Raw genomic sequence first — 12,413 nt, 5'->3', positions numbered from 1 at the left:
CTCAGGACTCAGCTCGGCGGCGCGCTGCGGACGATCGCCGCGAACTCCGCCGCGTCCAGGCTCGCGCCGCCGACGAGACCGCCGTCCACGTCGGGCTGGGTGAACAGTTCCGGCGCGTTCGACGCCTTCACCGACCCGCCGTAGAGAATGCGGATGACAGCGGCGGCCGCGGCGCCGAAGTGCTTGGCGAGCCGCCCCCGGATCGCGGCGCACATGTCCTGTGCGTCCTGCGCGGAGGCGGTCCGCCCGGTGCCGATCGCCCACACCGGCTCATAGGCGATGACCAGCGTGCGGGCCTGTTCCAGGGTGATCCCGTCGAGCGAACCGTCGATCTGGTCGAGAACGTGGGTGACATGGCTGCCCGCCGCCCGGACCGTCTCGGGCTCCCCCACGCACACGATCGGGGTGATGCCGTGGCTGTAGGCGGCCCGCGCCTTGGCCGCCACCAGCGCGTCGTCCTCATGGTGGTCAGCGCGGCGTTCGGAGTGGCCGACCACCACGTAGCCACAGCCCAGCCGGGCGAGCATCGCACCGCTGATGTCACCGGTATGGGCGCCGGAACCGTGCGGGGAGAGATCCTGGGCGCCGTAACCGATGGCAAGCTTGTCACCATCGATGAGGGTCTGGACACTGCGCAGGTCGGTGAACGGAGGCAGGACAACGACCTCGGCGTTGTCCAGTTCGGCTGGCTTCAGGTCGAAAGCCACCTTCTGGACGAGCGCGATCGCCTCGAGGTGGTTCAGGTTCATCTTCCAGTTGCCCGCGATCAGCGCCTGCCGCCCGCTGCCGCGCGGCTTCCTGCCGTCGCCGGCTTGCTTGTCGATCGCCATCATGCCTCCAGGGCCGCGAGACCGGGCAGGACCTTACCCTCCAGATACTCGAGGCTGGCACCACCCCCCGTGGAAATATGACTGAAAGAATCCTCGGGGATACCAAGAGTACGGACAGCGGCGGCCGAATCCCCTCCACCGACGACGGTCAGACCGTCGACCCCGGCAATGGCCTCAGCCACGCCCCGAGTACCGGCCGCGAACGGCGGGAGCTCGAACACGCCCATCGGACCGTTCCAGAACACGGTGCGGGCACCGCGCAGCCGGCTGGCGAACAGCGCCACCGACGCCGGGCCGATGTCGAGGCCCTTCTGCGCGTCGGCGATGGCGTCGGCCTGGACCACCGCGGTGACCGCGTCGGCCGAGACCTCCTCGGCCACCACCACGTCGGTGGGCAGCACGATCCTGTCCCCGCCCTCGCCCAACAGCTCCTTACACGTATCGATCATGCTTGCTTCCAGCAGCGAACCGCCGACGGCGTGTCCCCGCGCCGCGAGAAAGGTAAAGCACATCCCGCCGCCGACCAGGAGAGCGTCGACTTTCGGCAACAGCGCCCGGATCACCGCGAGCTTGTCACTGACCTTCGAGCCCCCGAGGACGACCACGTAGGGACGAGCCGGAGACCCGGTGAGGGCCGCCAGCACCTTCAGTTCGCTGGTTACCAGCGCTCCGGCGGCGTGCGGAAGCCTTGCGGGCACATCCACGACGCTGGCGTGCGCCCGGTGGACGGCGCCGAAGGCGTCGCCGACATAGCACTCGGCCAGGCCGGCGAGCTGGTCCGCGAACGCGGCGCGTACCGCCGGGTCCTTGCTCGTCTCGCCGGGGTGGAAACGCAGGTTGTCCAGGAGAGCGACCTCACCGTCGCCGAGTTCGGAGACGACTTTCTGGGCATACGGCCCCGCGATGTCACCACCGCCGTCACCGGCGAACGTGACCGGCCGCCCAAGCAGCTGCGCGAGCCGCCCGACGAGCGGGGCGAGCGAGTACGCCGGGTCCGGCATGCCCTTGGGACGCCCCAGGTGGGAGCAGACGACCACCCGGGCACCGCGGTCCAGCAGCGCGCGGATGGTGGGAACACTCGCGCGCAGCCGCCCGTCATCGGTGATTCGGGGAGTGTCCCCGGACCGGTCCAGCGGAACATTCAGGTCGCTGCGGACGAGAACCCTGCGCCCGTCGACCTGCAGATCGTCAATCATTCTCACGCCGTTTGCTCCAGGGTTTCCAAAAACACGCGAAAGTTGTCGAAACCTCCCACGTCAGCCCATCCGGACCCCCGGATCGGCGCACGGGCCGCACGCGCGGATAATTCATGATCGTGCCATGGTCACTGAAGACGTCCGCCAACGAGAGCGGTGAGATCCACCAGACGGTTGGAATAACCCCACTCGTTGTCGTACCAACCGATGACCTTCACCTGGTTGCCGCTGGCCATGGTGAGCAGCGAGTCGAAAGTGCACGAGGGCGACGTGCCGACGATATCGGAGGAGACGATCGGATCCTCGGTGTAGACGAGGATGCCCTTGAGCGCGCCGTCGGCCGCCGCCCGGTAGGCCGCGTTGACCTCCTCGATCGTGACCTCGCGCTTGAGGGTCGCGACCAGATCCGTCACCGAGCCGTCAAGGACAGGCACCCGCATGGCCAGGCCGTCCAGCTTGCCCTTGAGCTGCGGCAGGACGAGGGACGTCGCCTTGGCCGCGCCGGTCGTCGTCGGGATGATGTTCTGCGCGGCGGCACGGGCACGACGCAGGTCCGAGTGCGGGAAGTCGAGGATGACCTGGTCGTTGGTGTAGGCGTGCACGGTCGTCATCAGGCCGCGCTCGATGCCGAAGGCGTCCTCAAGGACCTTGGCCAGCGGCGCGACGCAGTTGGTCGTACATGACGCGTTCGACAGGATCGTGTGCTTCGCCGGGTCGTACACGTCGTCGTTCACGCCGATGACCACGGTGAGGTCCTCGCCCTTGGCCGGGGCGGAGATGATGACCTTTTTCGCGCCCGCCTGGACGTGCTTGCGCGCGTCGTCGGCCGAGGTGAACCGGCCGGTGGACTCGACAACCACATCGACCCCGAGATCGCCCCAGGGAAGCGCCGCCGGATCACGCTCGGAGAGCACCTTGATGAAACTGTCACCGGCCTTGATCCCACCATCGCCGACACTGACCGCCTCCGCCAGCGTACCCAGCGTCGTGTCGTACTTCAGGAGGTGAGCAAGGGTCTTGTTATCAGTAAGATCGTTGACCGCGACGATCTGTACGTCGTTACGCTTACTCGCCTGAAGCGCCCGCCAGAAGTTGCGGCCGATACGGCCGAAGCCGTTGACACCCACTCGCGTAACCACGTCAGGGAACCTCTCTGCCGTCATGTGCTTTCTGTTGTCGCAGTGAGCCTAACGACTTCGGACATCATCGGCCGCTATCCGGCCGGATCGCTGTTGGCCTCCTCACAGATCGGCGCCCGGCGCGCCCATGAGCTGCTTACCTAGCGCTTTTTCCAGATTTGTCGGACTACCGGCTGGCTGGATCGCGCTTGTGCCGACCTGGCTCATAGTTTCGCGAAGCACAAGATTTTCATTTACGCAGCGTAACGATTTTCGATACCTCCACGCCTGCCGTCCGGGTACGGCGCGCTCTCTCCAGCGGCCATCCGCGCTGCTCCCGACAGGACGGCCGGAAGTGGCATGGGCACGACGGCCCCCGGATTGATCCAGACCGGTGCCTGCCGGATCCGTATGGGTCACACCCCGGCCACCGTTGCGACCCAAGCCCTACATCAATATTCTCGATAATGCAAATATTCGATCACAAACACCGGACCGCATCGTGCCCAGCGCCGCGGCTCACCACGGCGTGCCGCGGGCTCACCGCACCGCGTCGCACCGCGGCTCACCGCGTCGCGTCGATGCCGGCACGGCCATACCGGCACCGGCGCGGGTGGGCCGTCGCCCCGACCCCGGCCCCGGCTCCGGTGGCGCCGGTGGCACGGACCGGTATTCCAGGCAGGGCGGAGTTCACCTCGGCGATACCGGCTCGAATGTATTTCGGCGGACCGGTACCGGAAAATGAGCGATACGCCGGGGCGAACCGAGAATTCATACACGGGCAGCTCCGGGGACAGCGAATCGCCTCGCTCGTATGCGGCGCGGCGCGGTAATTTCAGGGCTCGGCGGTCAGCGGGCGAACCAAATTCCGCTGGGACGGATGTCGCCTAACTGGGAGTAGACGCACGTGCTTGAAGCGCCCTAAGCTGCCAAACAGTTCAGCCACCAACCGCCGCTGGAAACATGCGGAAGAGGGCTGGACGCGAGATCGTTTCTCCCGCCTCCGGCCGGCCGAGGGCGGCGCGATATTGGCCCTTTTCGCGCCGTCTTCGGTTCGGCCGGAGGACGCCTACAAGCTCCTCGGTGGCCGGCTAACCGTGCCCTGGCCACCGAGGTCGAACGGGTATCGGCGGTCCCCGCCTCCGTCCCCACTCACCCCACCGGGGTGGGGGCCGCCGGTACCTTTCAGCGGGTGCGGCGGCACAAGTTACGGCGACAGCCCCCGGTCGTAACGACTTGTGCCGCCGCGCCTCGGCAACCGGCTGCGAACTCGAAAAGAAAAAGGAAAAGGAAGAACAGAAGAACGTGGTGGCGGCCCAGCCAGTACGCCAGCCCAACCCGGAAAACCTGCCGATAAATGTTCATCGGCCGTTCCGTGGACGGCTTTAATAGATATCCGACAACGGCTAAAATGGTCTGCGGAAAACCCCCTGCCGCATCCCCATGAATTCCCCCAGCAGACATTCTCATTCATGATCAAATATCATTTGATCATGACTTTCCGCGCAGTGCTGGAAGGGCTGTGGAAAGCGACCCGGACCATATCGCGGTCAGCTCCCGCTGCCAGTTCTCGATCGTGAACGGTGAGCGGACGAAGTGCCGCAGCGCGGCCCGTCGATCGTCCAGCGATGGCGGGACGTCGGTCAGCGCCCGCGCGGCGTCGGCCCAGAGCCCGTCCGCGGCGGACAACGGCAGCATGGTGATCCCTGGCAGGAGCCGAGAGATCTCCCCTACGCCGGCCAGGTCCGCGGACAGCACGGGAGTGCCCACCGCGCAGGCTGCCGGCACAGCGCTGGGCAGGCTTTCGCGGTCGGAGGTGACCAGCAACAAGGACGCGGCGACCAGCAGCCGCGGGATGTCGTCGCGTTCCCCGAGCAGCTCGACACGATCGCGGACATCATGCCTGACCGCGGCGGCGAGCAGCGCCGCGGTTTCCGCGGGCTCCTGAGGCCCGACGAGCCGCAGGCGGGCGTCGGCCCCGCGGGCGCTGAGCGCCGCAAGGATCTCCACCGGGCGAAGCCGGCCCGTGTCGTTCGTCGCGAGCCGTCCGGTGTGAAGCATGGTGATCGGGATGTCGACGCCCGCCGGCGCGGCCTCCAGCGCTCGCCGCCGGGCCGCGATGGCAACGCCAAACGGCTCGACCGCCAATCCGTCGTAGATCACCCGGCAGCGCGGGTCGGCCCGCCATTGGGAACACCAGAACCTGCGGATGGTGGTCTCGGACACCGCCAGCAGATCGGTCGCGCCAGCGTCAATCAGGCCCCGGTCGACAGCGCGCCCCAGCCACGTCACCGGGCCGCTGCCCCGCCCGCCCAGGCTGTCGTGGAGATGGGCGACGCGCCGCCGCACCCGGGCCATCCGGGCGAGCCCGAGCACAGTCCCGGTGGATGTCCGCGCCCACGAGTGGACTACCGACGGCCGCAGTTGGCGAAGCAACAGGAAGAAAGCACGCGGGAAGGACGGGCCGAGCCGGCAGTGGTACACCTGTCCCCCGAGCGAGCGGATCTCGTGATCAAACGCTCCCGGTCCGCCGGCCAGGGCGCAGAACACCAGCCGGAACTCAGTCGGATCGAGCCGGCTCATCAGCTCGACGGTGCGCGGCAGCAGACCACTCCGGTTCACGGTGTCGACGACGTGGAGCACCGTCCGTGGCCGGGCGGCGCTCACGCGGCCTGACCGGCGACGGCCTGACCGGCGACGAGGCGAGTACCACCAGCCGGTCGGCGCACTCGGCGCCGCCAACGCGCAAGCGACCCACCCGACGGCCGGGACGGGGACCGCTCGTCACAGGAGGACAACATCAGCCCCGGCAACCTCAACATCATCATGGCCTCCGGAGCGCCGCGACGGCAGCCAACAGCGGGTGTCGAGAACAGCGCGGGCGTTGCGTGCCACCAGGCCCCGCTCGAAGGCATCGTGATCGACCAGGACTACGACCAGGTCGGCGGCGGCCACTTCCTGGGCGTCCGCCTCGACAAAGGCCACGCCCGACGGCAGGCAGGAGTCGTCGACATGAGGGTCCGCGGCTCGCACGTCCGCGCCGAGAGCGGCGAGCAGAGCGGCGACCCGCACCGCCGAGGACTCCCGAGTGTCGCTGGTGTTCTTCTTGTAGGCCAGCCCCAGCAGGAGGATCCGGCTGCCGTTCACAGCCATGCGCCGACGGTTGAGCATCTCCACGGCCCGGCGCACGACATGGTCGGGCATGTTGTCGTTCACATCGTTGGCGAGCTCCACAAACCGGAAGCTACGCCCGAGGCTACGCCGCACCCGCCACGACAGGTAGGACGGGTCGATCGGCAGGCAGTGCCCGCCGACGCCGGGACCGGGGGTGAAGCGCAGGAAGCCGAACGGCTTGGTCGACGCCGCCTCGATGGCCTCCCAGACGTCGGCCCCCAGCTCGTGGGCGAACATCGCCAGCTCGTTCACCAAAGCGATGTTGACGTGCCGGAAGGTGTTCTCCAGCAACTTGGTCAGTTCCGCCGTACGGATGGCCGCCACCGGCACGGTCCGTTCGACGAGGGTGTCGTAGAACTCCCGTACGGCCCGCAGCGACGCCGCGTCGATCCCCGAGACTACTTTCGGGGTGTTGACCAGGTTCCAGGTCGGATTGCCCGGGTCGATCCGCTCCGGCGAGTATCCGAGGAAGAACGAGTCCCCGGCGACCAGCCCGGAGGACTCCTCCAGCAGAGGCCCGAACAGTTCGTCGGTGGTGCCCGGGTACGTCGTGGACTCCAGCACCACGGTCGCCCCGGCCACCAGCTGCGCACCGAGGCTGCGCCCGGCGCTCTCGATATAGGACAGGTCCGGAACGCCGTCCCGCAGCGGCGTCGGAACCGTCACGACAGCCACGTCAAACCCGGCGGCGTCCGCGTAGTGGGACGACGCGTGGTAACGACCGCTTTCGAGTGCGGCGGCCACGATCGAGTCCGGGATGTCCTCCACGTACGACTCGCCGATGCCGAGCCGTTTGACCCGTCCTTCGTCGATCTCGATCCCGACGACCGACCAGCCGACATCGACCGCCCGCATCGCCAACGGCAGGCCCACATAGCCCTGGCCAACGACAACCAACTTTCCGCAACGACTCATACGCAGAGAGTCGCAGATCAAGAGATTGCCGAGAGGGACGCCGCGGTGCGTGTCGCAACGGAAGCGCACCCAGAAACGCACCCGAGCCCAGAGCTCAGCCACGACCCCGATGCGACACGGCGAAGAGTTGGCAACACAGGGAGTAATTTTACTGCTACATAAAGTGGCCATCCCGGTGGCACTCAAGAACGGACCTGAAGGAGTGGCGGACGACGTGGTGCTCTCGGCAGTGGTCGCGCTCCTGGTCACCATGACCATGACACCAATCGTGATCAATTGGATGCGCCGCCTTGCGGCAGTCGACCAGGTGACCGAACGATCGTCACACCTGGTGCCGACCTACCGAGGCGGCGGCGTGGCCGTCGCCCTCGGGCTGTTCACGGGAACGCTGGTCCCCGTCATCGATCCGGCGGTCACGCCCCCTCCTGAGATGTTCGTAGTGGTTGTCGCGGTCGCATTGTTCGGTCTCATCGGCCTCATCGAGGACGTCCACGGCGTCCCCGCACCGCGCCGGCTCGGCCTCCAGATAGCGGCGGCAGGTACGACGGTCGCAGCCTGGTTCGTTGTCACCCGCCCGGACCTCCCGGTCCAGCTCGTGCTGCCGGCCGCCTGCGCGGCTGCGGTGTGGATCACCGGTTTCACCAACTCTTTTAACTTCATGGACGGCATCAACGGTATCTCCGCTGGCCAGACCCTCGTGACCGGCATCGCCTTCGCGCTTGTCGGGCATTGGGAAGGGCTCGATACCCTGCGCTACGGCGGCGCCATGGCGGTCGGCGTCGCACTCGGTTTCGGCCCCTACAACTTCCCGCACGCAAAGATCTTTCTCGGTGACGTGGGCAGCTACGCCCTTGGCGCAATGATCGCCGTCCTGGCACTGATCGCGGTAGCGCACGGAGTCCGGCCCGAGACCGTTGTCGCGCCGCTTCTGGTCTACCTCGCTGACACGTCCTGCACCCTGGCGCGACGGATCCGCTCCGGCAAGGGCTGGTACACGCCGCACCGTGACCACGTCTACCAGCAGCTCACGGTGATGGGCGGATCACATACCCGCGCCACGCTACTCGTTTCAGCGCTGACCGCGGCCAGCGCCGCTTTCGGTCTTATCAGCTACAGCGCGGCACTTGCGGTACGACTCGGCTCCGCTGCCCTGGCCATCCTGCTCATCTGCGGATACCTCATGCTGCCTCGCCTCCTCCTGGCCACCAGACGTGCCAGGGCGGTCGCAGACAGGAGCGGGCGACTCCCGGCGGAGCACACCGGAGCCGAAGGACAGCCCGACCCGGCCCGCAACACGCCGGCGGCATGATGAGGTCTGGAGCCACCCCCATCGCGCCACCTCCCAGCGCTGTGCCCGCGCCGTGGCACGTGCTGATGGTCTGCAAGGGCAATCTTTGCCGGTCACCGACGGCCGAGTACGTCGCCGCCGCGGCGCTACGGGCCGGTCTGGGCGCCGAGAGGGATTCGGTGACCGTCAGCAGTGCCGGGACACACGCCCGTGCCTACGCACCCATGCACCCCCACACCGCGACAGTCCTCGCCGAACGAGGCCTCAACCCAGCTGGGTTCAGGGCGCACCGCATCGACGTCGACACGGTACGCAGCGCCGGCCTCGTGCTGTGCGCGGAGCGCAAACACCGCGGCATCGTTGTGACGATGGTGCCGAAAGCCGTGCGCCGTACCTTCACGCTGCGGGAGTTCGCCCGTCTGACCGCCGGAATCACCCTCGCGGACATCGTCTCCACCGGCCTCCCCTCCGACGGCGATGCGGCTGGCTCACTGCCGGCATACGGGGACGCGCTGGTTGCCCTCGCGGTGGGGCGTCGGGGCCTGACCCGGCCTGAGCGTCCCACCGACGACGACATCGCCGACCCGATCGGAGCCTCGATCGAGGCATTTCGGTACTGCGCCGAACAGATCAGCGCCGCGCTGGCGCGGCCACTTGGGCTCCTGACTCTCGCCGCACGCATGACCGGCTGACCTCTACCGTCATATCCCCACCCATAATGATCATTTCCTGAAATAACCGAGGGTGCCGGGCCCACTGGCCCAACCAGGGCAGGACCTCGTCGCCGGTCATCGGCCGAGAGATGAAATAGCCCTGTGCCTCGTCGCATCCCCAGGCTGCCAACAGCGCCCACAACCGGATGGTCTCGACGCCTTCGGCGACCATCCGCAGCCGGAGCGTATGCGCCAGGGCAATAGCCGAACGAACGATCTCCGCGGCTGAAGTGTCCCACTCGATGTCACGAAGGAAGACCCGGTCGAGCTTGAGCTCATCCGCCGGAAGATCACGCAGGTAGGCCAGTGAGCAGTAGCCGGTGCCGTAATCGTCAAGGCTGACCCGGACGCCAAGCGCCCGTAATCGGGCGAGCGTGCGCTGGGCATCTTCACGCCGCGTCATCACAGAATCCTCGGTGATCTCCACGCAGAAGGCGGCGGGAGGGACTCCGGCCGCGCCGAGCGCATCGTGCACCACCGGTGCGAAGGTGGAGTCGACGATCACGGACACGGGAACGTTCACCGACACCGACAGCTCCGCCCCGGCCGCGCGCCAGCGTGCGCACTCGCTCAGTGCCATCCGCAGGACGAGCAAGGTCAGCTCCGGCATCAGACCCGCCGCTTCCATGTCGGGGAGAAAAATGTCCGGCGAGCGGACGCCGTCAGTGGGATGGCGCCATCGCACCAACGCCTCCATCCCGCTGACGCGGCCCGTGCGCAGATCCGCCTTGGGCTGGTAGCGCAGTTCGATCTGCCCGCCTTGAAGGCCCGCGCGAAGCTCAGTACGCAGCCGTAACTGGGCCGGGCTGGGCCGAACCAGCCGTGTGTCGTACATGCTGTAACCAGCACGCGCCTTCTTCGCTTCACGCAGGGCAATGGCGGCGTTACACAGCAATTCGCCAACGTCGCGACCGTGCTCGGGAGCAACGGCGATACCGATCTTCGCCTCCAGCGGTACCCGCATCCCGGCCAGGACGAACGGCACCTCCAGAGCGTTGCGGACACGAGCCAACGTCTCGGCCGCCACTGTCCGGGCCCGCTGCGCATCGATGCCGTGCAGCAGCAGCACGAACTCGTCCCCACCGATTCGTGCGACGATATCCCTCGGCCTCCTGACCACGCTGATCCGCCGGCTTACCTCAATCAGTAGGCGGTCGCCGTATTCGTTCCCCAGGCTGCCGTTGATCTCATTGAACCGATCGATGTCGATCAGCAGTAGAACGAAGGAAACATAACCGGAGGATCCGGGCCGCGTACGCTCGGGGCCTCCGTCCCCTACGGAACAGCTGCCCGAGATATCAGCGAACGCATGAGTGGCCTGGTCGAGAAAGCCGTGCCGGTTGGCCAGGCCGGTCAGTTCGTCGACCCGCCCACACGCACGGCCGGGGCGGTCAGGCTGAATCTCGCGATCCGTGGGCCGGAAGCGGACAGCCAGTCCAGCCAGTTCAACCAGGAAGATCACAGCGGCGAGACACATACCGCTCCCCAGCAACGAGGCGAACTCGGCGTACGCCATCGGCCAGGCCAGCAGTGTCGCGACAATCAACAACATCGTCCAGACCGGGATGGCGGTGGCGACGAGACCGACAAGCGGCGCCGGTTCCGCCGTCATCGGCGCAATGCCTGCGCTAGCGGAACCGACCCGCTCGCCGGCCTGGCCCGGCGCGGTTACCCGTGTCGTTGAAAAGACATCCGCGGAAACAGTGGAAAGGGTGGAAGCAGCAGAATCAGCTGAAGAAACCCTCGGTAACATGTATCCATAGACAGCCCGGAGCCGCGCCCGACGGCCGGGCGCGAGCAGCTTCACCATTGAGCCGACGGCGTGGCCGCGGGCTTGTGGCCGAGACGGCCGCCACTGTGGACAAACATCATTTCCCCCGAAATGCAGACGTGCCGGATGCCTCACCTGAGATATCAGAGGATAACCCGCTGGACTCGTCCGGAATGCAGCGCTTCGGCGCCTCTCCGGAGCCTTTTCGCCCCGGCTGTCACCCGTACCACGGCCGTCCGTCTGGCACCGATCACACAATGCCTGAACACCGACGGCGTGGTCTGCCGAGGCGGCCACAATGTGGTCCGAACAACGGCCGGCGAACTACGGGGCGAACTGGCGGACGACAGCGACACCGCTGTCGCCGGTGGCCGGTTCGACAAGGACATCCGTCAGGATGTCGGTCGGCCGGCTGCCGGGCCGACCGTAGGCCCCCGCGAGAAGCACCTCCGCGATTCGCCTGCCAGCACAGCCATCCCACAGCGCGGGCCGCCGCGGTGGCGGCGGTGACGTGAGAGCGCTCTGCGCCGCCTCGACGATCCGTTCGGGATCGGTGCCGACGATCTGATTGGTACCTTCAGTGACAGTAATTGCGCGTTCCGTCGTGTCACGCAACGTCAGGCAGGGCACCCCCAGCACGGTCGTCTCCTCCTGGACCCCGCCGGAATCCGTCAGGACAAGCCGCGCTCCGGCCTGCAGAGCCAGGAAGTCGAGGTAGCCAGCGGGCGGAAGCGCCGTCACGCCCGCCGGGAGCCGGCCGTTGATGCGTGCCCGGGTCCGGGGATGCAGGGGGAAGATGAGTGGGCATCGCACTGCCACCGTTGCGAGGGCTCCGAGCAGGCCCGCAAGAACGTCCGCGTCGTCCACGTTGGACGGGCGGTGCAGCGTCACCAGTCCGTACCCGCCCGGTGCGAGGCCGAGTCGGGACAGCGTTGGCCCCTGCCGCGCCCGCTCGACGTTCGTGAGCAGGGTGTCGACCATGACGTTGCCGACGAGGTGGATCTGGTCCGGCCGGTAGCCCTCGCGCCGGAGGTTGTCCGCGGCCTCCGCGGACGGTACGAGCAGCAGGTCGGCGACTCGGTCCACCACCACCCGGTTGACCTCCTCCGGCATCGACCAGTCGCGGCTGCGCAGGCCGGCCTCGACATGGGCGAGCGGAACACCTGCCTTCGCCGCGACCAGCGCACAGGCCAGCGTGGAGTTGACGTCACCGACCACCACGACGACATCCGGGCGGACGTCCTCGAGCAGCGGCTCGAACGCCGTCATCACACCCGCGGTCTGGGCCGCGTGGCTGCCCGAACCGACCCCGAGGAAGTGGTCCGGGGTGGGCAGACCGAGCTCATCGAAGAACACACCACTCATTGCGCTGTCGTAGTGCTGCCCGGTGTGCACCAGCGTGGCCTGT

General features: G+C 67.4%; 9 protein-coding genes. 2 read left to right on the top strand and 7 right to left on the bottom strand.

The genetic code is table 11. From position 1 onward, the window contains the following. Positions 1–8: 8 nt before the first annotated feature. The 5 genes from tpiA to MJ785_RS06195 all read right to left on the bottom strand — a co-directional run bounded on the left by tpiA (position 9) and on the right by MJ785_RS06195 (position 7,233). Positions 9–833 (bottom strand): triose-phosphate isomerase, encoded by an 825-nt coding sequence (tpiA, locus tag MJ785_RS06215; RefSeq protein ID WP_370652878.1) that lies wholly within the window; start codon positions 831–833, stop codon positions 9–11. Then, complete coding sequence (gene pgk / locus MJ785_RS06210) at positions 830–2,032, bottom strand: phosphoglycerate kinase (RefSeq protein WP_239308504.1); 1,203 nt, start codon at positions 2,030–2,032, stop codon at positions 830–832. The genes tpiA and pgk overlap by 4 nt, the downstream gene beginning before the upstream one ends. A gap of 122 nt (positions 2,033–2,154) precedes the next feature. Further along, a complete protein-coding gene (gap, locus tag MJ785_RS06205; protein WP_239308503.1) occupies positions 2,155–3,165 on the bottom strand; it encodes a type I glyceraldehyde-3-phosphate dehydrogenase in 1,011 nt (336 codons plus the stop codon). Between the two features lie 1,470 nt (positions 3,166–4,635). Continuing rightward, the gene (locus tag MJ785_RS06200) at positions 4,636–5,811 is read right to left on the bottom strand and encodes a glycosyltransferase (RefSeq protein WP_239380175.1); all 1,176 of its coding nucleotides are present in this window, start codon (positions 5,809–5,811) and stop codon (positions 4,636–4,638) included. Between the two features lie 117 nt (positions 5,812–5,928). Next, complete coding sequence (locus MJ785_RS06195) at positions 5,929–7,233, bottom strand: nucleotide sugar dehydrogenase (protein WP_239372563.1); 1,305 nt, start codon at positions 7,231–7,233, stop codon at positions 5,929–5,931. Between the two features lie 175 nt (positions 7,234–7,408). Between MJ785_RS06195 and MJ785_RS06190 the strand changes: the two genes are divergently transcribed. Together MJ785_RS06190 and MJ785_RS06185 are read left to right on the top strand one after the other, a co-directional pair. After that, the gene (locus MJ785_RS06190; RefSeq protein WP_239310977.1) at positions 7,409–8,542 is read left to right on the top strand and encodes a glycosyltransferase family 4 protein; all 1,134 of its coding nucleotides are present in this window, start codon (positions 7,409–7,411) and stop codon (positions 8,540–8,542) included. Continuing rightward, the gene (locus tag MJ785_RS06185; protein WP_305039495.1) at positions 8,539–9,213 is read left to right on the top strand and encodes a protein tyrosine phosphatase; all 675 of its coding nucleotides are present in this window, start codon (positions 8,539–8,541) and stop codon (positions 9,211–9,213) included. The genes MJ785_RS06190 and MJ785_RS06185 overlap by 4 nt, the downstream gene beginning before the upstream one ends. Here the strand turns inward: MJ785_RS06185 and MJ785_RS06180 are convergent. Further along, positions 9,152–10,846: a bifunctional diguanylate cyclase/phosphodiesterase gene (locus MJ785_RS06180; protein WP_239380174.1), complete on the bottom strand. Its 1,695-nt coding sequence runs from the start codon at positions 10,844–10,846 to the stop codon at positions 9,152–9,154. The genes MJ785_RS06185 and MJ785_RS06180 overlap by 62 nt on opposite strands. A gap of 483 nt (positions 10,847–11,329) precedes the next feature. Continuing rightward, the coding region (wecB, locus tag MJ785_RS06175) for a non-hydrolyzing UDP-N-acetylglucosamine 2-epimerase (RefSeq protein ID WP_239380173.1) at positions 11,330–12,413 on the bottom strand (1,084 nt) is incomplete at its 5' end.

The sequence above is a fragment of the Protofrankia sp. CiT1 genome (assembly GCF_917627335.1).
GTDB lineage: Bacteria > Actinomycetota > Actinomycetes > Frankiales > Frankiaceae > Protofrankia.
Note: the sequence above shows the minus strand (reverse complement) of the source record. Positions and strands in the feature narration are given on the sequence as shown.

Bases quoted from the DNA above. Each gene is read 5' to 3' on its own strand.
- tpiA (WP_370652878.1), bottom strand. From the start codon at position 833: ATGATGGCGATCGACAAGCAAGCCGGCGACGGCAGGAAGCCGCGCGGC.
- MJ785_RS06195 (WP_239372563.1), bottom strand. From the start codon at position 7,233: ATGAGTCGTTGCGGAAAGTTGGTTGTCGTTGGCCAGGGCTATGTGGGC.
- MJ785_RS06185 (WP_305039495.1), top strand. From the start codon at position 8,539: ATGATGAGGTCTGGAGCCACCCCCATCGCGCCACCTCCCAGCGCTGTG.
- MJ785_RS06180 (WP_239380174.1), bottom strand. From the start codon at position 10,846: ATGACGGCGGAACCGGCGCCGCTTGTCGGTCTCGTCGCCACCGCCATC.